Source organism: Vibrio sp. PID17_43, from assembly GCF_002608565.1.
Taxonomy (GTDB): Bacteria; Pseudomonadota; Gammaproteobacteria; order Enterobacterales; family Vibrionaceae; genus Vibrio.
The window spans coordinates 127,904-152,354 of the sequence record NZ_LIXM01000006.1 but is presented as its reverse complement, the minus strand read 5'-3'; the positions used below and the strand labels follow the sequence as shown (position 1 = coordinate 152,354).

Below are 24,451 nucleotides of genomic sequence, written 5' to 3'. Positions count from 1 at the left end.
TATTCACTAATTTGTTTTTCGATTTTCTTATCTGATTTACGCATAAAGCAAACTTCCTATTTAACACCTTTAAAAAAGTGTTCGGTCAACATTGTTTAAATACTATTGAGCACTGTGGCTGTCTCAAAGACAAACTATTTATTGTAACACTTGAAAATCTCACAGTGTGGGACTGTAGCGGATGAGTCGACATGACCACATGGTGGGAGTCGTACCGATCCCGCATGATGAAGGAGGAATTAGCAGGTGGAGATTTGGTTCGCACACTGATTGAATGATCAAAGCAAAAAACCGCTGCTTGTGTTGATAATGAGGTCAAATTAAAAAGAGGAGCCTAATTTGGCTCCTTATCTGTAATAGTTCACCCCAAGTATGGTTCTGCATACTTATCACTACACATAAACCATTAAAAGATGAACGTTGATTATGCCACGTTAGATGATGTAGTGACCTGTGGCGTTTTCTCAAAAAACTCGTCATGTAGGGCACAAATCGCTTGTTGGTATTCACTATCACCCACCACAAACTGCACGTTTACATTTCTCATGGATGAGTGAAGCGCTATGGGGGTAACATCACTGTTCATCAGTGACAATACACCTTTGGCTAAGGTTTTGTTCGTATCAATTTGCGAGCCGATTACAGAAATCAATGCCACCATTCGCCCTGTAATCGATGCCTTAGGATAGCGCTTCTCAGCTTTATACAACACTTTATTCAGGCTTTCTGTGCTACCGCCAAGATAGTAAGTTATGGAATTAGCGTTCATCTCTTTACCGATCAAACTTACACGAGCATCAGAAATAATTTCCATTAGCTCATAACTTACATTATCCACTTTACCAACGATCGCTTGATCAAACAGGTGCAACGCAAAAACCTTCTGTTTACCTGCAATGATTTCGATCCTATCAGTGTCAGGACGGTAATCCGAAGAAATGAGTGTCCCTTTATGCTCTGGCTCAAAAGTGTTCTTGATTTGCAGTTCAATACAGCTTTCGCGTAAACCCGCTGCCGCATTAGGGTGAATCGCTTCCATGCCCAAGTTAGCCAATTGGTCTGCGACATCGTAATTTGTCGAACCTATAGGGTGAACGTTTTCAGGGCCTACCACCCTCGGATCAGCGGAGCTTAAGTGATACTCTTTGTGAATAATCGCCAAATCCGCCTTGGTGATCGCCGCTATACGGCTAAAGGTCATTTCACTATAGCCACGATCGTAAGTGTGCATTAAACCCTCTTTGCAGTACGCATAACCAGTAACGATGGGCAACTCTGTACTAACATCAATATCGGCAAAAGCATCACTGATCGATTGTTCTAGGCTTCTTGGTTCTTGATTATCCCATCCTGATAAATCAACAAACTTCGCATTAATACCCATATTCTTGAGTTTCAGTGCCGTATTGTAGGCGCTGTGAGCTTCTCCAATTGAAGAGAGAAATTCTCGAATTTGAGGGAGATAATGACGCAATGAGAATTGTCCATACTGGCAGGTCTCTAGAATATTGGAAATGCAGTTTTTCGCTTCCGCAATACGAGAGCGAATGAACTTGTCCGCACGCATTCGATTCATTGGGTCAGCAAAGATATGCTCGTTGGTCAGCAACATTCGGCTTTCAACATAGGCTAACGCGTCTTGCCACGAATCATCACGCTTAGCGATCAGCTGATACACACCCGGTTTACTGGTTTTCTTGCATTCAAGCAGCGCGTCCGTCATTCCACTGTAGGCGGACACGACAAAGATGCGGTTATATGGATTTTGAGGACGTAAAAGAATGTTATCAAGCACAGCATCAAACGCTGTCATTGATGTACCGCCGATTTTTTCTACGGTAAAAGTCATGAGAGGGCCTTAATGATTGATCATTTTAAAGAGGGGAAATGGGGTGAAGACTCACCCCAATTGAGGGAAATTAATCGACCAATGGGTAAACCCCATTTTCGTCGTGAACTTCAGCGCCAGTGATCGGCGGATTGAATACACAAGCCATCACCATTTCTTTGTTTTTGTACGCGCGAAGATAATGTTCGTCGTGCTTATCAAGAATGTAAAGCGTGCCTGGTTTGATCGGGTAAGTCTTCCCCCCGATCACTTCAATCTCTCCTTCCCCACTCATGCAAAATACCGACTCAAGATGGTTTTGGTAATGAATGTGGGTTTCTGTATCTTGATAAATTGTGGTGATATGGAACGAAAAGCCCATATTGTCATCCTTCAATAACATGCGAACACTTTCCCAGTTGTCCGATACCACGCGTCTTTCACTATTGCGACACTCGTCGAGTGTTCTAACGATCATTGTTCTTTCCTTGTTACGATGCTTGTTTGAAGTGTTTCGCCGCGATGGTTTCTACCGCAACTGAAAAAATATCTAAACCTTGAGTTAACTCTGACTCGCTAATCGTCAATGGGCAGAAGAATTTGACCACTTCGTCATTAGGACCGGCTGTCTCAATGACCATACCGTTGTCAAAACAGGCTTTTGCAATGTCTCCAGAAAGTTGACCATTTTGACATTCAATACCGATCATCATGCCGCGCCCTTTACGTTGAACAAACATTTCCGGGAAACGTTTTATGCTGCGTTGAATGACTTCATCGATCTGTTCGGAGCATCGTTTAATATGAATTTCAAAATCACGATTTGACCAATACGTCTCAAGTGCTTTAGTCGCCGTTACAAATGCGTGGTTATTGCCACGGAATGTGCCGTTATGTTCGCCTGGCTTCCATTGGTCGAGTTCTGGTTTTAATAAGACAATGGCCATTGGCAGACCATAACCACTAATCGATTTTGACAAGGTAACGATGTCTGGTTTAATGCCAGATGGCTCGAAGCTAAAGAAAGTACCCGTGCGACCACAACCTGCTTGAATATCGTCAACGATAAGCAGAATGTCATTTGATTTACAGATTTGAGCCAGTCGCTGTAGCCATTCATTGGACGCAACGTTTAAGCCACCTTCCCCTTGCACGGTTTCAATTAACACTGCCGCTGGTTTATCCATACCCGCAGAATTGTCGTTGAGCATGGTTTCAAATAATGCGAGACCGTCTACTCCTGCATAGCCTTCAAAAGGAATACGCGTCACATTATTCAACGTTGACCCCGCCCCTTGGCGGTGGTGCTGGTTACCTGTTGCGGCCAATGCCCCGGCAGTACAACCGTGGAAACCGTTGGTAAATGCAACGATTGTGCTTCTACCTTTTACTTTCTTTGCCAGTTTTAGTGCCGCTTCAACCGCGTTTGTTCCGGTTGGACCTGTAAATTGAACCTTATAATCGAATGATCGTGGTTTCAGAATAAAGCGATCCAACGCTTCTAAAAATGACGCCTTAGCCTCTGAATGCATATCCAAGCCATGAGTAATGCCATCCATTTCGATGTACTCAAGCAGCGCCTGTTTAAAGACTGGGTTATTGTGACCGTAATTTAGAGATCCCGCTCCAGCAAGGAAATCTAAGTATCGCTCGCCTTGTTCTGTTTCCAGCCAACTCCCTTTTGCTTTACGAAATACGACTGGAAAACTATTCGAGTATGAACGTACGTTGGATTCCTGCTTTTTGAAAATATCCATGATGAGACCGTTTATTTGATTCCTAATGAGTGAAGGTTATTTGAGGGGTATGCGATACAGGTACTCTGTATCATGCTTGCCTTTGAAGTGCTCTTTTTCATCCAGAAAAGTGGTCACTTCACCAAAATTGCCATTTTGCGCATCAAGCTTTTTGAACAATGCCCATGACGCGTCATTTTCTTCTGTGATCGTCGTTTCAATGGCGTTAATCTTCGCCAACTCATCTCGCTTTAGAAGGCTATCAAGCATAGTAAATGCTAAACCTTTTCCACGTGCCCAAGGCGAGACGGCCACCTGCCAAACAAAGAGAACATCAGGCTCATTTGGTTTCTGGTAACCAGAAATAAAGCCTGCTACGTTGCCTTTGTGTTCCACCAAAATACAGGTTTTGCTGAAATGCGTAGTCTGGAGAAAGTTGCAGTAAGAAGAGTTCATGTCGAGTGGTGGACAGTCTGCGATCAAACTGTAAATGTCATCACCATCCGTTGCTTGTGGTTCACGAAAAATCCATTTTTGACTTGGGTCTTCTCCAATTTCTGGATAAATCACCCAAGGTGCTGACGTGATCATGTGTAGATACATATCCTTCGTGCTCTAATTAATTCCTTTATATTATGGGCATCACTCTGGGGGTAAAATCAAACAAACCTCCAATCAATCTTGATTAATGCGACACCAGTCACAATAGAAAAAGTATATGGTGAAAGAAAAAATAATTTGAGGTCTAATGTATTTATAGTGCGGTGCAAAACATTTCGTAAATGAGTACAGAGATGACACAACTAAAGTGGGACTGACGGAACAAACAATCAAAAAAAAACGGCATGCCTAGGCATGCCGTTTTTTATATTTAAGGTGAAGAGATTAAGCTTTTGCTTTCTTCATTGATTTCGCTTTTGGACGAGGCTCATCCATCAAGCCTTTTATCAATGACACTGTAGCGACAAGCAACACAATCGTAAATGGTAGACCGGTTGTCACCGCCATTGCCTGAGCAGCCGCTAAACCACCACCTAGCATCAGAGCGATAGCAACCAAACCTTCAAACGTACACCAGAATACACGTTGCGGTGTAGGCGCATCGACTTTACCACCAGCAGCAATGGTATCGATAACCAACGAACCAGAGTCAGCCGAAGTGATGAAGAACACCACAACTAGGATGATACCAACGACAGACGTAATTTCAGCCATCGGCATCACATCTAGCATCGCAAACAGTTTAAGTGGCAGTTCTGCATCAAATACCGCTTGGTAACCATCGTTAACGTATTGGCTAATCGCCGTGCCACCGAACGCCGTCATCCAAAGCACACACACGGTTGATGGGATCAGGATAACACACACGATGAACTCACGAACTGAACGACCACGAGATACGCGCGCAATGAACATACCTACGAATGGTGACCATGAGATCCACCAAGCCCAGTAGAACGCAGTCCAACCTTGTGAATAGTTCACATCTTCACGACCAAATGGCATCGATAGTGCTGGGATATTTGTAAGGTATGCGCCAATGTTCTCAAAGAAACCAGTCATGATTGCCATTGTTGGACCAACGATGATCACGAACAATAGCAGCAGTGCGGCAAGACCCATGTTGATTTCAGATAGACGCTTAACACCACTATCCAAACCCGCAACCACTGAAAGCAATGCAAGAGCTGTGATAACCACAATCAGAACAACCTGAGTAGTATTGTTCACTGGGATATCGAACAAGAAGTTCAGACCCGTAGCGGCTTGAGAAGCACCGTAACCAAGAGACGTCGCCAGACCAAATACTGTCGCGATAACGGCCAAAATATCGATCACATGACCAACCCAACCCCAAACGCGCTCACCGAAAAGTGGGTAAAAAATAGAACGCATCGTTAGAGGCAGGCCTTTGTTGAACGAGAAAATCGCCAAACCTAGAGCCAATAGCGCATAGATTGACCAAGGGTGAAGAGCCCAGTGGTAAATCGTTGCAGCCATGCCCAGTGCAGAAGCCGCTTCTGTGTTGCCTTGCGCTGCGCCTAGTGGAGCCCAGTCAGTACGAATGCCATTTTCTACGTTCACACCGCCAAGTGCAGCACTGAAGTGAGACATTGGCTCAGACACACCAAAGAATACCAGACCAATACCCATGCCCGCTGCGAATAGCATCGCTAACCAACCTGCATAAGTGTAATCCGGCGTTGCTTCAGTACCACCGATTCGCACGCGGCCAAGTGGCGTCACGATCAATAGTAAACAAACCACAACGAAGATGTTACCAGCCGAAAGGAAAAACCAATCAAGGTTAGAAACAAGCCAGTTACGCAGTCCAGAGAAGAACGGTTCTACTTGTTGTCTGAAAGTGAGGGTTAGCACTACGAACAGGATGATCGACATACCTGAAATAGCAAATACACGGTTATGGATATCGAGACCAAATGGGCCTACTTTTAACGCTACATTGTCCTGACCGATTTGATAGTCAGTGTCAATCGCGTTTACTTTACCATCGGGGCGTTGAATGCCACCGTTATTGTCGGTGCTCACGATTTATCTCCTTAAAATACGTGACCAAATAAAAATCGAGTGTAGGAATTGGAGTGATGGCTTTCTTGCGTCACTTACTGCAAAGCTTATGTGCGAGTCTTGAGTCGCTTTTTAGGTAGGTTGCTCTACTTTGTAATTTTAACGTTAAACGCCCCAATAATGCATTGCATTTTACTATCAGGGCGACAAATAGTTTTTATTGCCAAATTGAAGATAGTGCCATATCTCGGTCAAAATGGTATTGCAATTGTGCCTGGAGCAGTTCTGCTGTCGCTAGAGCATCGGTTAATGCATGATGAGGTTGATATACTGGTAAACCATAACGTTCACGAGCATGACCCAAACGCACCGAACCGGGTTTCCTTCCTTTTAACTTGTTAATCCACCCTGCGCACTCTCGTCTTTGAATGGCATATTCAATGTCTAATGTATCCACTACGGGGAACTGAATGCCTTCTCCAATAGCGTTTAACAGAGCGTTATTAAAGAACTGTCGTTCAATATTTTTGTAATGAACAACAACCACTTTTCCTGCTAATGCGTCCAGTATCGAGCTTAAAATCTGATCGAGTTGTGGAGCATTGCGCACTTCAGAATCTGTAATACCATGAATCACCACCGATTCTTCATTAAGTTCACGGTTTGGGTTTACTACCCAATGTCGAGAGCCATTACATTGCACGCGATCGATGGTAAATGGCACCAGACCAATGGTCAGAATCGCATCTTCTTCCGCATTTAAGCCTGTTGTTTCAAAATCCATAGCGACAAAAGGCACCTCTTTCAGCGATGTTTCTCCACTGACGATTGGTGTGGAGTAATAACACTTAAGCCTTTCATCTTTCGCTTGGGCAGCCAATTGTTGAAACAGCGTTGACCATTCTGGCGTATGACTTGTGTTGGATAGCGGTAAATCACCGTGTTTGCTTTTAGAAAACCACATTATTTACTGCTTCTCTGGTAGCGGAACTTAATGTAGTTCTGGGCGTTACTTAAGATCTGAAACGCAGCTTTCAAGTTACGGCGTTCAAACTCAGACATGTGCTCTGGTTCAATATTGTTATCCGGCTCTTCGCCATTCTCAATATCCAATGCTTGATGACGAATACGCACCATGTAAATCAGTTCCATCGCATCTTTCAAATCCATGCCGCGCCCTTTTGGCAAAATCCCTGCATTGTTGATGTCATCCAATCGCTCAAACGAGTTTTGAGAGCGAGAGCCGATGGCTAGTGAGTGCACACGAATCAAATCGGCTAATGGCGCAGTACCACGGCGTTTCAAGTTGATGGAATTTCTGTGGCGGCCATCTTTCTCCATCACAAAATCTTTGAAGAAGCCAAGCGGCGGCGTACGACGAATCGCATTGTAGGCCATGCATGCAAGGAAGCGATTGTTCTTCTTCGCACGACGAACAATAAATCCACTTAACTGCTCTGCCCACTTAACGCGGCCATGAACACCTAACAAATCAAAGAAAATATTACTATTTAGCAACCGTTCTGGTGTCGGGTTATCAATCCAGTTCGCGAAACATTCTTCCCACTCTGCACGGGTTTTACGCCATTCAGGGTTGGTCGCCATGATGTCACCAGTACAGTAGGAGTAACCACACTCAGCTAGACCATCACAAATGAATTTTGCAAACTGAGCAAAGTAATCACCATGCTTATCTGGATCATAACTGTTATCCAGAATCAGAGCGTTATCTTGATCAGTGACGATCAACTGCTCATCTCGTGCCATGGATCCCATTGCCACTAAGCAGTAAGGGATTGGTGCAGGCCCAAGTTCTTGTTCTGCCAGTTCTGCTAAACGCTGCTTGAAACTACTGCCAATAACCGACATCGCACGTCCAACCATATGTGCGTTTGCATCTTCACTGACCATACGAACGAAGCAGTCCTTTACTTGGTGCGAAACCAACTTGAGGTCTGCAACGGTATTTTGCTGGAAGATCGAACTGACCAGCAACAAGCTGTTCTGCGATTCGTAGCGGACGATATCCGTCATGCTAAGCACACCAATCGGCTTTTTGTTTTTCAAAATTGGCAGGTGATGCACGTTGTAGCGAAGCATGGTTAACATCGCTTCAAACACGTAGGCACTGTAATCTAGGGAAACCACATCATAGCTCATCACCTCGCTGACTTGGATATTGGTATCGATACCTTGAGCCAAAACTCGAATACACAGATCTCGGTCGGTTAAAATACCCAATAGCTGGTCATCGTCATCTTCGGTAATTTCTTCCGTTGGCCGAACAATAAGCAAAGCGGTGACGCCCTCTTCCGCCATCAACAAAGCCGCTTCTTGGATTGTTGCGGTCGCCTCAAGAGTGACGGGCTCACGGCTCAATATCTTGCGTGCTTTCGCGGTCGTAAAGTCGTTGCCATCTGAATGGTTAGATACGGCAGTACGTAATCTAGCGCTGTCTTCCAACTCCATAAAATCAGCAAAATTTTCAAATTCATCACATAATGTCGTGAAAATTTGCTCTGGAATACAATACATCAAAGTATCTTCAATCGCTTTGGCTGGCATACGGACACGATTGTTCATCAACAATCCCATCTGCCCAAATACACCTCCGGTATCAAACCGGTTATACAGTTCACCTTTACGGCGATAAATTTCGACCACACCACTACGGATCATATAGAGATCGCGAATGTCATCACCCTTTTTTAGGATGTCTGAACCTGCTCGGTAATAGGCCACTTCCGCATTCATTGCGATGTTTTTAAGGTGCTCTTCCGGTAAATCATCAAAGGGAGGGTATTGGCTAATGAAGTTGAGAACTTCTAATTGCTCTGCTTCCATTCTTTATTCCATGCATTGCCTAGACTTTAGTGATAAATATCACCAAGGCCAACTTCAAGCAATCAATAAATCTAATGCCGACGTCAATTAGACTAAGCGACAGCATAAACCATCAAAAACAAACGCTTTGAACTCTAACTCAATCAGCAAGAATTGAGTTTGTCAAAACAGAAAACACACCACATCAAACGAAAAACCTAAGCGTTGACTCACAATTGAACCTGTTTAACCTCCAACTCACGATGCCATTACAACCCAAACCAAAACACAACAATACATTGTTATGAAAGAAAATAAAAAGACACCTCATCAAAAATTACCCATAGATAGCTAAATTCAACCAACGATTTATCACGGTATTTAATTGAAATTATCCACCATATTGCTTAGAGTACAAATCATTTGACAACAAAATATATACTTTAAGGACGTTCAACATGGATCCCATACTGGAAGTTAAGGGACTGTATAAGGTGTTTGGAGAGCAACCAGACCGTGCCTTCTCTCTTATTGAGAAAGGCGTCGATAAAGACCGTATTTTTGAGCAAACGAGCCTGACCGTCGGTGTTAATAACGTTTCTCTCTCAATTAATGAGGGAGAGATTTTTGTCATTATGGGCCTATCTGGCTCGGGTAAATCCACCCTTGTACGCTTGTTGAACCGCTTAATCGAGCCCACTAAAGGTAGTGTTTATCTTAAAGGTAAAGACATTGCTCATATCTCTGAAGAAGAACTGCGTGAAGTCCGTAGAAATGACATCTCCATGGTGTTTCAAAACTTCGCATTGATGCCTCATATGACGGTTATTGAGAATGCTTCCTTTGGATTAGAGCTTGCGGGGATCAATATAAAGCAACGCCACGCCAGTGCACTGTCTGCATTACAACGAGTTGGCCTTGAAGCTTACGCTGAATCTTACCCGGATGAGCTCTCTGGTGGAATGAAACAACGTGTCGGCCTAGCTCGTGCCTTAGCGTGCGATCCTGACATCTTGCTTATGGATGAAGCCTTTTCTGCACTCGATCCTCTTATTCGCTCCGAGATGCAAGATGAGCTGATTCGCCTTCAAAACGACGACAAACGTACCATCGTTTTTATCTCTCATGACCTAGACGAGGCGATGCGAATCGGTGATCGTATTGCCATCATGCAAAATGGCGACGTCGTTCAGGTTGGCACCCCCGACGAAATTCTTCACAATCCAGCCAATGATTATGTTGAAGCATTTTTCCGCGGAGTCAATATTGCTAGTGTACTGACAGCGAAAGACATTGCGCGTAAAAATCCCGCCGCAGTGTTCAAAAAATCCGAACACGATGGTCCTGCTTCTGCCATGCAAATCTTGATGGATCACGATCGTGACTACGGAATCGTCGTGGATAAATCGAGCCACTACTCAGGTATTGTCTCCGTCGATTCATTGCGCCTTGCGCACAAGGAAAATCGTTCCTTAACCAGCGCTCAACTGGAAGATGGTATTACCCTACTGCCTCAGCAATCCATCAACGACATTCTAGGAAAAGTTGCTGGTGTTCCGTATGCGGTACCTGTCGTTGATGAGCAAGGAAATTACTTTGGTGTCGTGACGAAATCACGCCTACTGCAAGCGCTGGATAAGGATTAATCACAATGTCATCAGAACAAACAAATAACGATCCGTGGTCAACAACGACGCAACAAAACGACCCTTGGTCACAAACTAGTGATACGACAGAGAGTAACGATTGGCTGAGTTCAGAATTGGTTGTAGAGACCCCTTTCGATATCATGAATCCCTTTCAAGATGCAGTGCTTCCCCTTGATGTCTGGGTCGAATCTGGCCTTGATTGGCTTGTAGAGCATGGCAGGCCACTATTCCAAGCAATACGTATTCCTATCGATTTTATCCTTACTTCATTTGAAACGGCATTAGTTTCCACTCCCGCCCCTTTTATGCTTCTGCTTCTATTTTTGTTGGCGTGGCAATTCTCTAATCTCCGCTTGGGCGCAACAACTTTCGTCTCGCTGATCTTTATTGGCTTAATCGGCGCTTGGTCGCAAGCGATGACGACACTGTCACTGGTGTTAACGTCCGTATTCTTTTGCCTGCTCATTGGTTTACCCATGGGTATCTGGCTAGCTCGAAGTAACACTGCGGCTAAATTTGTTCGGCCGATACTCGACGCCATGCAAACGACACCCGCTTTCGTCTATTTGGTCCCAATCGTCATGTTGTTTGGTATTGGTAACGTTCCAGGGGTGGTGGTGACCATCATCTTCGCCCTACCGCCTGTCGTGCGCTTAACCATTCTTGGTATTCAGCAAGTGCCTGAGGAACTGATTGAAGCTGGCCATTCATTTGGTGCAAGCAAAAAGCAAATGCTGTACCGAATTCAATTACCTTTAGCGCTGCCAACTATCATGGCCGGCGTAAACCAAACCCTAATGCTCTCTCTATCCATGGTGGTCATTGCTTCTATGATTGCGGTTGGTGGTTTAGGACAAATGGTATTAAGAGGAATTGGTCGCTTAGATATGGGCCTCGCAGCTGTCGGTGGCTTAGGTATTGTCATTTTGGCTATTTTACTTGATCGCGTCACTCAAGTTCTGGGCGTGAATGCGGGTAATACTAAGCAACGCTGGTATCACACCGGCCCCGTTTCATACCTATTAAAATTCACAAACAAAAAGAAACAACCGAACTTAAATCTAAGGAGAAACACGCATGACTAATTCATGGAAGAAGGCTCTGTCTGTGGGAGCGTTAACCACCATGACATTTTCCTCTCAGGCTTTAGCTAACGAGCTTCCGGGCAAAGGCGTTTCTGTTCAGCCTCTTCAATCGACCGTCGCGGAAGAGACATTTCAGACCCTGATAGTGAATCGTGCCCTAGAAGCGCTTGGTTACGATGTAAAACCGACAAAAGAAGTCGACTACAACGTTGGTTACACATCGATTGCAAAAGGCGATGCCACGTTTCTTGCTGTGGGTTGGTTCCCTCTTCATGCCGATAAATACACCATGTCTGGTGGTGATAAAAAGTTTTATCGCGAAGGTCAATACGTGAGTGGTGCTGCACAAGGTTACCTGATTGACAAAAAAACTGCTGAGAAATACAACATCACCGACATTGGCCAATTGACTGACCCTGAGTTAGCGAAGTTGTTTGATGCGAATGGGGATGGCAAGGCTGATCTTACTGGCTGTAACCCTGGTTGGGGTTGTGAAATGGTGATTGAAGAACAGTTAAATGCCTATAAACTTCGTGACACTGTAACCCACAACCAAGGCAACTACGCGGCAATCATTGCAGATACGATCTCACGTTATAAGAAAGGTGACCCGATTCTGTACTACACCTGGACACCTTACTGGGTAAGTGGCGTATTGGTTCCGGGTAAAGATGTTGTATGGCTACAGGTACCATTCTCTGCTCTTCCAGGTGAGCGCAAAGGTGTCGATACTACTCTTTCAAATGGTAAAAACTACGGCTTTGAAATGAACTCAATGCGCATTGTTGCAAATAAAGAGTTTGCAGAGAAGAACCCATCCGCTGCAAAGCTGTTCGAAATTGTTAAACTGGACATCAATGATGTCAGTGCGCAAAACATGATGATGAGTCAGGGTAAAAACAGTTCCGCTGATATCGAGTCCCACGTAAATGGTTGGATTAAAGCGAACCAAGGGTTATTTGATTCTTGGGTGGCAGAAGCGAAAAAAGCGGCGATGTAATTAACACTCACGATCAAACGATGTTTCTAAGAGCCAATTGAACAGATCAGTTGGCTTTTTTTTATTCACCACTTTTTGAAGATAATCGCTTTTCTGTGATTTAAATTTCACATTGAACAACAGCACGACAATTCGAATATTGCGCCAGCGGTCATACGCTAGGTGAAAAAAAACACCAGCGAATACCGGTGTTTTTCATATTAATCATCAACATATCAATGATTATAGGAAATGCAGTGTTGCGTTTAGAGAGAGCGAACCGATATCTTCTTTACCCGCTGTGTAGTTCATGTAGCTTGCGCCAACCGACATTGGACCAAAGATGAAGTATTCCGCACCTACGCCGTACATCAGATCAATATCATCATCATTTTGACCGCCAGAAACTTTCTTATCCCACTGGTGAATACCACCTTTCGCGTATACGTGAAGTGGGCCAAAGTCGATGCTTGGCTTGAGCGCTGCGTAGTAAGAAGTCATTTTAGCCTCTTGTCCTACTGCGTTCTTGAATTCACCGTGCTGAGTAACACCCGCTTCGATACCGATGATTGGCAAAATACCGGTACCTACGTGTACTGAGTATGACGTATCAGTTTCGCCTTTGTAGTCAGACTGACCTACAGTAGCGCCACCGTAAATCCATGAGTCTGCCATCGCCGCAGAAGATGCACCTAGAAGTGCCACTGCTAATAAAGTTTTCTTCATCATCAACCTTTGCTTTTTATTATTACCAACACCGCAATTCAAGTCTGGCTTTGGTACTACAAACATAAGAGAGGCAAAACTTTGCCTCCTTTATGACTTTAATGTGTCATTTTTTAGCATCAAGCAAATTTCATACCAGTTAAATTTGCATTCAAAAAAGACAGACCTATAAGGTACGTTTTTACAAATCCATAACTGCTTAAATCAGACTCGCCATTGATATAAATTAACAAGCATCAATGGCGTTTTTGATTCGTTTATCAGAAACCGGATATGGGGTGCCCAGTTGTTGAGCAAAGAAGCTCACACGAAGCTCTTCTAACATCCAGCGTACTTCTTTCACGTTGTCCGGAATCACCATGCCTTTCGGAATTTTATTCAGCAACTCTTTGTAATCGTTCGTCACTGACTCAATCTTCAACATGTGCAAACGGTCTTTGTTTGGATCAATTGGCAACTTCTCCATACGACGCTCAATCGCACGCATGTAACGCAAGATATCTGGCAGACGCTTCCAACCACACTCTGTCGCAAAGCCCTTGAAAATCAGACCTTCGATTTGTGCTTTGATGTCTGACAAAGCAAACGCCATGGTGAAATCAATTCGACCTTTCAGCTTCTTGTTAATGTTGAATGCTGTCGTCAAAATGGTTTCCACTTGCTGCGCAATCTCTACCACTGTGTCACCAAGCTCTGCACGAACGTATTCTTTTAGAGATTCAAACTGCTCTGGCTCCCACGCTAAACCACCGTGCTGCTCAATCAACTTATCAACACCACATGCGATACAGTCATCAATCAGATCCAGTACCTTTCCATACGGGTTGAAGTACAAGCCCAGCTTCGACTTATTCGGCAAATTACTGTGCAAATACTTAATTGGCGAAGGCACATTTAACAGAATCAAACGACGCTGACCCGCTTGCATAGCCGTCACCTGTTCAAACTCGGTTTCGTACAGTTTGATTTCAACACTGTCTTTTGAATCCACCAGCGCCGGATATGCTTTCACATCGTAGCCGCCACGTTTTTGCTGATAGACCCTCGGCAGTTCACCAAAGCTCCAAGTGCGCAGACCTTGCTGTTCGATATCATCATCCGCCACTTTAGAAAGGGTCTCCTGAACCTTCTCTTTCAGGCTCTCTTTTAATTCGTGCAGATCTTTGTTTTCTTTCAGTTTACGATTTCTATGGTCAACCGCACGGAATGTCACCTTCAGGTGTTCCGGAACTTGATCCATATTCCAATCTTCGCGACGAACCTCTACACCAGTCATGCGGCGGAGTTCTTTTTCCAAAGAATCCAGAAGTGGTGCATCCATTGCCGTTGTACGTGCTAAAAAGGCATCCGCGTAATTGGGTGCTGGCACAAAATTCTTACGAATGCTCTTTGGCAATGATTTGATCAGGCTAACGACAAGCTCATGACGCAGGCCTGGGATCTGCCAGTCAAACCCAGTTTGTTCCACTTGGTTTAGGATTGGTAGCGGCAAATGCACCGTGACACCATCACTATCAAAGCCTGGTTCAAATTGGTAACTAAGCTTCAACTTCAAACCATTTTGATACCAGAAGTTCGGGTAATCTAAATCGGTCACGTGGCTCGCATCGCCTTTGAACAGCATTTCTTTTTCAAAATTGAGCAGTTCTTTATTTTCTCTGGATGCTTGTTTCCACCACGTATCGAAGTGCTTACCTGACACCACTTCCGTGCCGACTCGTTGATCATAAAAATCAAACAACTCATCGTCATCGACCAAAATGTCACGACGACGAGACTTATGTTCAAGTTCTTCAACTTCTTGCAACAATTTTCGGTTTTGCTTAAAGAAGGCATGTTTGGTTTCCCACTCACCTTCTACCAGAGCACTACGAATAAATATTTCGCGACTGATGACAGGGTCGATACTGCCGTAGTTCACCAAGCGTTTGGGAACAATGGGCACCCCGTAAAGCATCACTTTTTCATGTGCCATCACCGCAGCGTTTTTCTTCGACCAGTGTGGTTCACTATAACTGCGTTTGATCAGGTGCTTCGCTAACGGTTCAATCCATTCTGGTTGAATCTTTGCGATGATACGGCCCCATAATTTTGAGGTTTCCACCAGCTCAGCTGACATGATCCACTTTGGCTGTTTCTTGAATAAGCCAGACGCAGGGAAGATATGAAAACGAGCATTACGAGCACCTTGGTACTCATTCTTCTCTTGGTCCTTCATACCAATATGAGACAGCAAACCCACTAAGATAGCGCTGTGTACGCTTTGGTACGCACCGGGCTCATCATTGAGTTTAAAATCCATCTCGCGCATTGATTGATGAATTTGGAAGTACACATCCTGCCACTCACGTACGCGCAAGTAGTTCAGGTAATCCTGCTTACATTGCTTGCGGAACTGGTTACCCGTTAACGCTTTTTGCTGCTTCTGAATGTAATCCCACAGGTTCACCAACGTCAGGAAATCCGAGTCCTCATGGAAGAATCGGCGATGTTTATCATCTGACGATTGTTGTTTGTCCGACGGACGCTCACGTGGATCCTGAATCGACAACGCAGCCGCAATGACCATGATTTCTTTTAAACAGCCAAATTTTGGCGCTTCAAGAACCATACGCGCCAAGCGAGGGTCGATAGGCAAACGCGCCAACTGGCGACCACTTGCGGTCAGGCGTTTCTTCGGATCTTTTGCATTTGGATTAATCGCACCCAGCTCTTCAAGTAGACGCACACCATCTTGAACATTGCGTTTGTCTGGCGCTTCCACAAATGGGAAGGCTTCAATGTCACCCAAGCCAAGCGCGGTCATCTGAAGAATAACGGAGGCTAAGTTGGTACGTAGGATTTCAGGGTCTGTAAATTCTGGACGAGCGTTAAAATCATCCTCTGAATACAGTCGAATACAGATCCCCTCTTCCACACGACCACATCGACCTTTACGTTGGTTCGCACTCGCTTGTGAAATCGGCTCGATTGGAAGACGTTGAACCTTAGTTCGGTAACTGTATCGGCTGATACGCGCTGTACCAGGGTCGATAACGTACTTAATGCCCGGTACGGTCAACGAGGTTTCTGCTACGTTGGTTGCCAGTACAATACGACGGCCAGCATGTGGTTGGAAAATCTTGTTCTGCTCACCAGCCGACAAACGTGCGTAAAGCGGTACGATCTCGGTACTTTTCAGATTACGCTTAGACAGTGCATCTGCGGTGTCGCGGATTTCACGCTCGCCGTTCATAAAAATCAGAATATCGCCTAAACCTTCATCGCACAGTTCATCGACCGCTTCGAAGATACCTTCCATCTGATCACGATCGTGATCATCTTCACCACCTAGTGGGCGGTAACGTGTTTCTACTGGGTAAGTACGACCCGAAACCTCAATGATGGGTGCATTGTTGAAATGCTTTGAAAAACGCTCGGGATCGATGGTTGCCGACGTAATGATGATTTTTAGATCAGGGCGACGTGGTAACAGTTCTTTCAGATAACCCAAGATGAAGTCGATGTTTAAGCTGCGCTCGTGCGCTTCATCGATGATGATAGTATCGTATTGATTTAAAAAGCGGTCATGCTGAATCTCTGCCAGCAGAATACCGTCAGTCATCAGTTTTATTTGTGTTTTTTCAGAGATTTGATCGTTAAATCGAACCTTGTAACCAACAAACTCACCCAGCTTAGTTTCCATCTCCTCAGCAATACGGTTTGCGACCGAACGTGCCGCAAGACGACGCGGCTGAGTATGACCAATTAGACCAAACTTGCCTCGCCCGAGCTCTGCACAGATCTTCGGTAACTGTGTCGTTTTACCTGAGCCAGTTTCACCTGCGACGATAACCACTTGGTTTTCTTCAATCGCTTTAGCGATGTCGTCTCTTTTTTGGCTAACAGGAAGAATAGGTGGGTATTCAATCTTTGGTTGATAGTTGCCACGTATTTCTACGTCCATCATAGACTGAGCAATGTCTAAGGCGATTTCATCGAACACGGCATTACGCGCGGCATCCTTTTTGATTTTACTCGCTCCGGAGATGCGTTTGCTTAAACGAAAACGGTCTCGCAACATGCACTGTTCCAGCGCTTTGCGAAGTGATGCTGCATTATTAGCGTGCGCCTTTTGCTCTGCAGCAGGCTGTTCAAGCTTTTGCTTTTTTGGGGGCAGTGACGAAGTCAAAGCGTTTCCTATTCTTTTTATTACACAAAACTGGGGGAATTGTACCACACAAGGGCAAAAACGGGATAACGGAAAGGTTTAGTGATAAGCTATTCACACGACCAAATAACTCTAATACAAATTTGCTCTTGGATAGAAACAGTTTTCCACAGTAACCGCACATTTTTTCGGTTTCAGAAATACAAAAAGCTCCAGAATAATGGAGCTTTTTGTATCAAGGTTAATTCAGTAGCCTGAAATCAGAAAAAAATCCACTATTATGCTTTTGCTTTGATGGTCTCAAGTTCATAATCGGCCAAAATTGCTTTCGCTTTTTTAATATCTTCTGCATCACCATGGACAATAACTAAGAATTTGTCAGCTTTGATTGCTGAATTATATTTAACGATACTATCTTTCGGCACACCAATGCTCGCAAGTGCTCCACCGATAGCGCCGAGACCTCCTGTAAGTACCGCACCTTCAAGCGCACCAACAAGGGTAGAGACTATCGGGCCTGCTATCATCAGAGCGCCGACACCTGGTAACCAAAATAAACCTGCACCAAACAACGCGCCCCACAGTCCTCCCCAGAAAGCCCCTGTCGTACCCCATTTTTTGACTCGATCTCCAGTATTGTAGAAGCCCGACACGTGCTCCTCACTATGGTATCCTTTACCTAGAATCGAGATTTTAGCTACATCATAGCCTGCATTTTTAAGCGTTTTAATGACGTCTTCAGCATCAGTGTGGGTTTCAACAACCGTAATGATTTTTTCTTGATCTTTCATTCTATATCTCCAATAGAATATCCATAGAAAATAGAACGTACCAACTTCATGCCATTACTTGGACTAGCACTTTCACCGTATTCACTAAAAGAAACCCGCACATCAGCGGTATTTCGTGACCATAGTGATACTTCCTGAGTATAGAACATCGATATGAGTTGAGCATTTTGTGGCATTACCTTGTTGAGATTTTGCCACGCCGAACAATAGCATGCACCGTTAGCATAAAAGCCAATGCGTTATAAAACGACTACACGTTGCTCATGCGTGTTGGATACTGAGCTTCTAGAGTACTTATGCTTTAAATGCTTGGTTTACGCAATCCTTGCAAGCATAGTGGTCTAATTAACATTGTTGAAATCCACGCCAACTTCTGCAGACTTTTTAATCTCTTCTTTCAGGGCACTATATTCTTCAACCGTAATAACATTTTCATCAAGAGCTTTTTTAAGATCAACTAACTCCTGCCCTATTGTAGTGTGTCGATTTTTAACAACCGTCAGATCATTCCCTGTCATACAGCCAGTAAGTGCTAATGCCATCAGAATCAACAATACTTTTTTCATATTCACTTCCTTTTCTTCATTTTATTGGCTCATGCTACGGTGGTAAGCAATGCATTCACTCTACCCAATGTCATGCGAGCCATTCCCTTGTTGAACGCTCTATATATCATTTGACGTCATTTGATTAATTCATCGCCAAGCGCACAAAATAGTAACATGCAATCAAACAAAGTTCATGAGATTAAAAATTATACTGAAAGTAAATGGTGTTGTAGTTACTGCCACCTTTGATACGGCCAAACTGAGAAGCACTCTCAAAAATCGCCGAACGGTGATGTAAAGAGTAACCAACCCACATATTTCCCCAATCTTTCTGGTTGAATAAATCGCCTACGTTGACATCGAACGAGAAGTCGAGATAATTGAGCAGGTTACTTGCCGTGTATCCCTTCTCCTCCATTTCAGTTCCTTCAATGTAGGTAACGTTATCAATATAAGAAACACCTTCTGCAACACCAAAGCGCCACTGGGTTGGCCAATTGAACGTGTAATACGCTTTGATCGCCACAACATATTCTGTACTAGATGATTGCACATCAGAAGACCAATGGTGAACAAGACCCGGCGTTAGGTAAAGATCAAGCGGGAAACCAAATATTTCATCGGTTAAAGGATGGCCATAGAATAACGACGTAAGTTGATTATTGTATTCATCTTTTTCCGCATTCAGTTTGAAGATATCACCAATATTTGAAGGTGTAGCCCAACCATGTGCTACTCGCAAATATGGTCGATTACTCAACTCTGACTTGTACGCTTTGGTCTTGTCGTGAAAGAATCCAAACCCGACAAAAAGTTCGCCTTGATAGCGGTCTTCGACTACTTGACTGCGATATGCCTCACTATCCAGTCGGGTAATGCTAGTTTCTCCCAACAGATATAAATTAGAAATCACATGGTAACGTGCTTTAATACCAAGGTTGGCATCGATGCCCGCTCCGATTTTTTCACCCGTCACATCAGAAAATGAATAGTAAGCGCTGTTAAAGTCCGCATCTTTATAACGAATCGTAAAAGAAGGATCCAGTTTCCAATCGCCAAACTCATAATTTGCTGCTAGACGATAGTTTGAGTGGAACTGAAACTCATCATCCGTCATTAGTTCAACTTCAACTCGCCAGTTTTCATCCGCATGGTACCGAACTTGGACACCAACATCGGCACGATCTCCCTCAAAAGCATTTTGGACGGACTTGGGAATATCAACAAAGCGTAGGCGGGTAATCGCGCTTATTCGCCAATTCGAGTCACGCTCATCATATAAAAACACGCCACCTTCGATACCGTCGATGTACAAATATTCATTTTCAAAGAACATCATTGGTACAAATGTGCTGACCGTAGAGTCGTCATCTGCCGTGTAAAAAGGAATTGATGCTGTGCGATACATTGCTGCAATGCCCCACTCTTGCTCTTGAGAAACGGGCTGAGCCCCTGCAGTTGCGTTGAGACACATGCCCAAAAATGCAATAGAAGCTCTAATAAAGTGCATCATGTTTTCCTATATCACTGTAATTTTTAGAAATACTTGCGTATCAGTATATCCGAGTTTACCTGCCTATTTGTGAAAAATGTACAGCACTCATTAGGCCGATACTCAAACCGCTTATTCGCCGCACAAATTAGCAGCAAAAAATGCGCTTTTTACTCCCTCTCTTTAATGAGATTTAGATTTTTGCCCAATTCACCGATACAATAAGCAACCAATGTTAGAAACCGCAATTTATAGTGAAAGCATCTGAACTTATCTCCATTTTCAATACATTTCCCGCGGGAAATGACCCCGATATCGTAATGGGTGAAGAATGGTTACCGGAACGACTGGTAGAAACCAACCTGAGTGGAGAAATGCTGTTTTTGCGCTTTGATAATGCACCGGAAGATAGCCAAGGTGAAGAAGAAGGACGTGGTTTTGTTGAACACGAAATCGACCTGATTCGCACCCGCCTACTGCAAATCCTCGACGAGAAGAGTGATAACTCATCAAAAGCGGACGCGATGTTAGGTTTATTTCTTATGGGGCATGAACTTAGCAGCTCACAAGTTATCGAAATACTCGAAGAAGACGCTTATTCATAAGTATACCGTATTGAAGATTGGCACTACACGATTCATACCTCACCGAAAGTCCTCGTGCTTGACACGCGAACGCGTCGTTGGCGCTCAGAGTCACGTATGACATTAAGCTCCGCTACCGAAAAAACAGCCCTAATATCTATCAAATTACGTGTAGTGGCATTAAGAATCCGTTCCCTGCAACACTACTCAGTTTTTGTGATGCCATAGATCGATTACTTTATAGCTCTCGCTCCCCTTTGGACTCGCTCACCAAGCGTAAACGCCTTAAATTTTTTAAGCGAGTGCCAAGTAATCATCACTTATATCGTTTAGTAAACCAAAGCGCTATTGGCGAACTGCGCTTGGAAGAGAATGGTAAGCCAAGTCAAATTAGTATCTTAACCAGCGATGGACAAGAACTTCCCTCCACGAAGTGGAAGAGTAGATTTCATCACTATTTATCTGCAACATAATGGATCGGTTAAGTCATTCGTTCGTACGAAACTTTAAGTCCGATGGCGATTAGCTCTTGAGATTTACTCAAACTAATCCCATCTTAAACTAATAAACTACTGCTTGGTGTTCGATATGTTCAATTCTCTCACCTCATTATTCAAACAGCTTATTGAAGGCTCTGACCTAAGCCAATCTAATTCACTGTCGCCAAACTTGGCCATCGCTTGTCTACTTTGTGAAGTTGCAGGAGCCGATCATGAAATCAATGATAGCGAACAAGCAACTAAACGGTCACTGCTCATGACGTTACTGTCAATCAACGAGCAGCAAACCGAAGCACTACTAGTGCAGGCACAAAATAAATCTCGCGAATCAACATCGTTATATGACTTTACATCCCAACTTAGAGAACTAACTCAAGAAACCCGATATGACTTGATCAAAAGTATGTGGGAAGTGGCGTACGCCGATGGAGAACTCGACCCGTTAGAAGAGGCTGTAATACGTAAAGCGGCAGAGTTGCTGTATGTCGACCATAGCGACTTCATTCGGGCAAAGTTGCAATCACAATAATAATACCAACCCACTGTGCCAACTAAATTACCTTAGAGCATAAAAAAACCCTGCCGAGTTGGCAGGGTTTTTAGTCTCTCTTAGTAGAGATGAGGCCCGAAACGCTTAGTCTCGAAGAGCCGCACCAAACTTATCAGAAACGTGAGCAACGATAGCGTCAACCGCACCAGCGATGTCTGCATCTTCAAGCGTACACTCAAGTGACTGTAGAGTCAGTGCGATTGCGAGGCTCTTCTTACCTTCTTCAACGCCTTTACCTACGTAAACGTCGAATAGTTTCGCATCTTTAAGGAACTCGCCGCCTTGCTCTAGACAAGCGTTCACGATGTCACCAGACGCGACTGCTTCGTCCACGACTACCGCGATATCACGACGGTTTGAAGGGAACTTAGAAAGCGCTACCGCTTCTGGGATCACTTTGCTGTTGATTGCAGACCATTCGATTTCGAATACGATAGTACGACCGTTTAGGCCAAACTTACGCTCAAGCTCAGGGTGAACTGTACCGATCACGCCCACCTCTTTGCCATCTATGATGATTGCCGCAGATTGGCCTGGGTGAAGTGCTGGGTGCTTCGCTGCTGCGAAAGAGTACGCTTTTTCGTTCGCAGATAGCTCTAGAATCGCTTCTAGATCACCCTTAAGGTCAAAGAAATCAACAGTGTTAGTTTCGATATCCCAGTGTTCTTCACCGCGAGTACCTGCGATAACACCAGCTAACATAGGCTCTTGGCGCATGCCGTTTTCTGCAGATTCACATGGGATGAAACGTAGGCCGTATTCGAATAGACGAACACGTGGCTGTTGACGCTTCTGGTTGTGAACAACCGTGTTCAGCAGACCTTGGATAAGACCAAGACGCATTGCTGACATGTCTGCAGAAATTGGGTTTGGAAGCACTAGTGGCTCAACACCAGGTACAACTAGCTTTTGTTGCTCAGGCTCAACGAAGCTGTATGTAATTGCTTCGTGGTAACCACGGTCAACAAGAAGATCACGAACACGTTTCAGTGGAAGATCCGCTTCAACGTGGTTGTGCATCTTAAGTGCTGCTGCTGGGTGTTGGTTAGGAATGTTGTCGTAACCGTAGATACGGCCAACTTCTTCAATCAGGTCTTGCTCGATAGCGATATCGAAACGCCATGTTGGTGCTACTGCTAGCCAACCTTCTTCCGAAGCTTCAACAGTCAAACCTAGACGCTCTAGGATTTCGACTACGTCAGCATCCGCGATATGGTGACCTAGTAGGTTGTCTAGTTTAGTGCGACGTAGCGCAACTTTGTTTGGCTTAGGTAGGTCTGCTTCAGACTCAACAGCAACAACAGGTGCTACTTCACCGCCACAGATTTCAACAAGAAGCTGAGTTGCACGCTCCATTGCGCTTACTTGCAGTGCGTAGTCCACACCACGTTCGAAACGCATTGAAGAATCAGTGTGAAGACCGTAGCTACGAGCGCGACCACGGATGTGGTCAGGTGCAAAGAATGCACACTCAAGTAGAACGTCTTTAGTTTCCGTTGTTACGCCAGACTGTTCGCCACCAAAGATACCTGCGATTGCAAGTGCTTTGTTGTGGTCAGCAACAACTAGTGTATCTGCGTTTAGTTCTGCTTCGCTACCGTCAAGAAGTGTTAGCTTCTCACCTTGCTCAGCCATACGAACTACGATGCCACCTTCGATCTTCGCTAGATCGAATGCGTGCATTGGTTGACCTTGCTCTAGAAGTACGTAGTTCGTGATGTCTACAACAGGGTCGATAGAGCGAATACCACAACGACGCAGTTTTTCTTGCATCCATAGTGGTGTTTCAGCTTGAACGTTTACGTTCTTAACAACACGACCTAGGTAACGTGGACACGCTACAGGCGCTTTCACTTCGATAGACACTTTGTCTTCGATTGAAGTCGCTACTGCTTCTACTGATGGCTCAGTCACGTCAGCACGATTTAGTACGCCAACTTCACGAGCTAGACCACGGATACTGAAACAGTCAGCGCGGTTTGCTGTTAGGTCAACATCTACGGTTACATCGTCTAGAGCTAGGAATTCACGGAAGTCAGTACCAATTACTGCGTCTTCTGCTAGTTCCATGATGCCGTCTGACTCAACATCAATGCCTAGTTCAGTGAACGAACAAAGCATGCCATGAGATGGCTGACCACGTAGTTTTGCTTTCTTGATCTTGAAATCGCCAGGAAGAACAGCACCAACAGTTGCAACTGCAACTTTCAGGCCTTGGCGGCAGTTAGATGCGCCACAAACGATGTCAAGAAGCTCTTCTTCACCAACATCTACTTTCGTCACGCGCAGTTTATCTGCGTCTGGGTGCTGACCACATTCTACAACGTGACCAACTTTAACGCCGTTGAACGTGCCTGCAACTGGTAGTACGTCGTCTACCTCTAGGCCCGCCATAGTAATTTGGTGTGTTAGTTCGTCAGTGGTAACTGCAGGGTTTACCCACTCACGAAGCCATGATTCGCTGAATTTCATAGTGATGAA

18 protein-coding genes and 1 pseudogene are annotated in these 24,451 nt (G+C 44.5%); 6 read left to right on the top strand and 13 right to left on the bottom strand.

Going from position 1 to position 24,451, the window contains the following annotated elements; translation table 11 throughout:
- Positions 1-424: 424 nt before the first annotated feature.
- The 7 genes from AK965_RS06150 to AK965_RS06120 form a co-directional block, all read right to left on the bottom strand.
- The gene (locus AK965_RS06150) at positions 425-1,849 is read right to left on the bottom strand and encodes an aspartate kinase (protein ID WP_099078788.1); all 1,425 of its coding nucleotides are present in this window, start codon (positions 1,847-1,849) and stop codon (positions 425-427) included.
- Positions 1,850-1,919: 70 nt separating this feature from the next.
- The gene (locus tag AK965_RS06145; RefSeq protein WP_099078787.1) at positions 1,920-2,306 is read right to left on the bottom strand and encodes an ectoine synthase; all 387 of its coding nucleotides are present in this window, start codon (positions 2,304-2,306) and stop codon (positions 1,920-1,922) included.
- A 13-nt stretch (positions 2,307-2,319) separates the two neighbouring features.
- Positions 2,320-3,585, bottom strand: coding sequence for a diaminobutyrate--2-oxoglutarate transaminase (ectB, locus tag AK965_RS06140; protein WP_099078786.1), 1,266 nt, complete (start codon positions 3,583-3,585; stop codon positions 2,320-2,322).
- Positions 3,586-3,621: 36 nt separating this feature from the next.
- On the bottom strand, positions 3,622-4,155 hold the full coding sequence (ectA, locus tag AK965_RS06135; RefSeq protein ID WP_172438086.1) for a diaminobutyrate acetyltransferase: 534 nt from the start codon (positions 4,153-4,155) through the stop codon (positions 3,622-3,624).
- A 294-nt stretch (positions 4,156-4,449) separates the two neighbouring features.
- Complete coding sequence (locus AK965_RS06130) at positions 4,450-6,114, bottom strand: BCCT family transporter (RefSeq protein ID WP_099078784.1); 1,665 nt, start codon at positions 6,112-6,114, stop codon at positions 4,450-4,452.
- A gap of 196 nt (positions 6,115-6,310) precedes the next feature.
- Positions 6,311-7,060: a 3'-5' exonuclease gene (locus AK965_RS06125; RefSeq protein WP_099078783.1), complete on the bottom strand. Its 750-nt coding sequence runs from the start codon at positions 7,058-7,060 to the stop codon at positions 6,311-6,313.
- Positions 7,057-8,937 carry a DUF294 nucleotidyltransferase-like domain-containing protein gene (locus AK965_RS06120; protein ID WP_099078782.1) on the bottom strand — a complete coding sequence of 627 codons (1,881 nt, stop codon included), beginning with the start codon at positions 8,935-8,937 and terminating at the stop codon, positions 7,057-7,059. The genes AK965_RS06125 and AK965_RS06120 overlap by 4 nt, the downstream gene beginning before the upstream one ends.
- A 437-nt stretch (positions 8,938-9,374) precedes the next feature.
- Between AK965_RS06120 and proV the strand changes: the two genes are divergently transcribed.
- The 3 genes from proV to proX are packed head-to-tail and all read left to right on the top strand — an operon-like array spanning position 9,375 to position 12,650.
- Positions 9,375-10,562, top strand: coding sequence for a glycine betaine/L-proline ABC transporter ATP-binding protein ProV (gene proV / locus AK965_RS06115; RefSeq protein WP_099078781.1), 1,188 nt, complete (start codon positions 9,375-9,377; stop codon positions 10,560-10,562).
- Positions 10,563-10,567: 5 nt separating this feature from the next.
- On the top strand, positions 10,568-11,650 hold the full coding sequence (gene proW, locus AK965_RS06110; RefSeq protein ID WP_099078780.1) for a glycine betaine/L-proline ABC transporter permease ProW: 1,083 nt from the start codon (positions 10,568-10,570) through the stop codon (positions 11,648-11,650).
- Positions 11,643-12,650 carry a glycine betaine/L-proline ABC transporter substrate-binding protein ProX gene (proX, locus tag AK965_RS06105; RefSeq protein ID WP_099078779.1) on the top strand — a complete coding sequence of 336 codons (1,008 nt, stop codon included), beginning with the start codon at positions 11,643-11,645 and terminating at the stop codon, positions 12,648-12,650. The genes proW and proX overlap by 8 nt, the downstream gene beginning before the upstream one ends.
- A 222-nt stretch (positions 12,651-12,872) precedes the next feature.
- On the opposite strand, the gene AK965_RS06100 is transcribed toward proX, so the two are convergent.
- The 5 genes from AK965_RS06100 to AK965_RS06080 form a co-directional block, all read right to left on the bottom strand.
- Positions 12,873-13,355, bottom strand: a complete 483-nt coding sequence (locus AK965_RS06100; RefSeq protein ID WP_099078817.1) for a porin family protein — start codon at positions 13,353-13,355, stop codon at positions 12,873-12,875.
- Between the two features lie 226 nt (positions 13,356-13,581).
- A complete protein-coding gene (hrpA, locus tag AK965_RS06095; RefSeq protein ID WP_301182225.1) occupies positions 13,582-17,514 on the bottom strand; it encodes an ATP-dependent RNA helicase HrpA in 3,933 nt (1,310 codons plus the stop codon).
- Between the two features lie 269 nt (positions 17,515-17,783).
- On the bottom strand, positions 17,784-18,296 hold the full coding sequence (locus AK965_RS06090) for a general stress protein (protein WP_099078778.1): 513 nt from the start codon (positions 18,294-18,296) through the stop codon (positions 17,784-17,786).
- A gap of 341 nt (positions 18,297-18,637) precedes the next feature.
- Positions 18,638-18,862 (bottom strand): hypothetical protein, encoded by a 225-nt coding sequence (locus AK965_RS06085; RefSeq protein ID WP_099078777.1) that lies wholly within the window; start codon positions 18,860-18,862, stop codon positions 18,638-18,640.
- Positions 18,863-19,043: 181 nt separating this feature from the next.
- A complete protein-coding gene (locus AK965_RS06080; RefSeq protein WP_099078815.1) occupies positions 19,044-20,318 on the bottom strand; it encodes a MipA/OmpV family protein in 1,275 nt (424 codons plus the stop codon).
- 272 nt (positions 20,319-20,590) lie between these two features.
- Between AK965_RS06080 and AK965_RS06075 the strand changes: the two genes are divergently transcribed.
- The 3 genes and pseudogenes from AK965_RS06075 (at position 20,591) to AK965_RS06065 (ending at position 21,949) form a co-directional block, all read left to right on the top strand.
- Positions 20,591-20,941 carry a hypothetical protein gene (locus AK965_RS06075; protein ID WP_099078776.1) on the top strand — a complete coding sequence of 117 codons (351 nt, stop codon included), beginning with the start codon at positions 20,591-20,593 and terminating at the stop codon, positions 20,939-20,941.
- A pseudogene (locus AK965_RS06070) lies at positions 20,942-21,393 on the top strand (hypothetical protein); the annotation flags it as partial.
- A gap of 115 nt (positions 21,394-21,508) precedes the next feature.
- The gene (locus AK965_RS06065) at positions 21,509-21,949 is read left to right on the top strand and encodes a TerB family tellurite resistance protein (protein WP_099078775.1); all 441 of its coding nucleotides are present in this window, start codon (positions 21,509-21,511) and stop codon (positions 21,947-21,949) included.
- Positions 21,950-22,054: 105 nt separating this feature from the next.
- Here the strand turns inward: AK965_RS06065 and pheT are convergent, their stop codons facing one another.
- Entirely contained in the window at positions 22,055-24,442 is a 2,388-nt protein-coding gene (gene pheT / locus AK965_RS06060) for a phenylalanine--tRNA ligase subunit beta (protein ID WP_099078774.1), read from the bottom strand.
- Positions 24,443-24,451: the final 9 nt, after the last annotated feature.

Coding starts and splice junctions, on each gene's coding strand:
- ectA (WP_172438086.1), bottom strand. CDS start 4,155: ATGATCACGTCAGCACCTTGGGTGATTTATCCAGAAATTGGAGAAGAC.
- AK965_RS06085 (WP_099078777.1), bottom strand. CDS start 18,862: ATGAAAAAAGTATTGTTGATTCTGATGGCATTAGCACTTACTGGCTGT.
- pheT (WP_099078774.1), bottom strand. CDS start 24,442: ATGAAATTCAGCGAATCATGGCTTCGTGAGTGGGTAAACCCTGCAGTT.
- AK965_RS06090 (WP_099078778.1), bottom strand. CDS start 18,296: ATGAAAGATCAAGAAAAAATCATTACGGTTGTTGAAACCCACACTGAT.
- proX (WP_099078779.1), top strand. CDS start 11,643: ATGACTAATTCATGGAAGAAGGCTCTGTCTGTGGGAGCGTTAACCACC.
- AK965_RS06100 (WP_099078817.1), bottom strand. CDS start 13,355: ATGAAGAAAACTTTATTAGCAGTGGCACTTCTAGGTGCATCTTCTGCG.
- AK965_RS06150 (WP_099078788.1), bottom strand. CDS start 1,849: ATGACTTTTACCGTAGAAAAAATCGGCGGTACATCAATGACAGCGTTT.
- proW (WP_099078780.1), top strand. CDS start 10,568: ATGTCATCAGAACAAACAAATAACGATCCGTGGTCAACAACGACGCAA.
- ectB (WP_099078786.1), bottom strand. CDS start 3,585: ATGGATATTTTCAAAAAGCAGGAATCCAACGTACGTTCATACTCGAAT.
- AK965_RS06145 (WP_099078787.1), bottom strand. CDS start 2,306: ATGATCGTTAGAACACTCGACGAGTGTCGCAATAGTGAAAGACGCGTG.
- AK965_RS06120 (WP_099078782.1), bottom strand. CDS start 8,937: ATGGAAGCAGAGCAATTAGAAGTTCTCAACTTCATTAGCCAATACCCT.
- AK965_RS06065 (WP_099078775.1), top strand. CDS start 21,509: ATGTTCAATTCTCTCACCTCATTATTCAAACAGCTTATTGAAGGCTCT.
- AK965_RS06080 (WP_099078815.1), bottom strand. CDS start 20,318: ATGTGTCTCAACGCAACTGCAGGGGCTCAGCCCGTTTCTCAAGAGCAA.
- proV (WP_099078781.1), top strand. CDS start 9,375: ATGGATCCCATACTGGAAGTTAAGGGACTGTATAAGGTGTTTGGAGAG.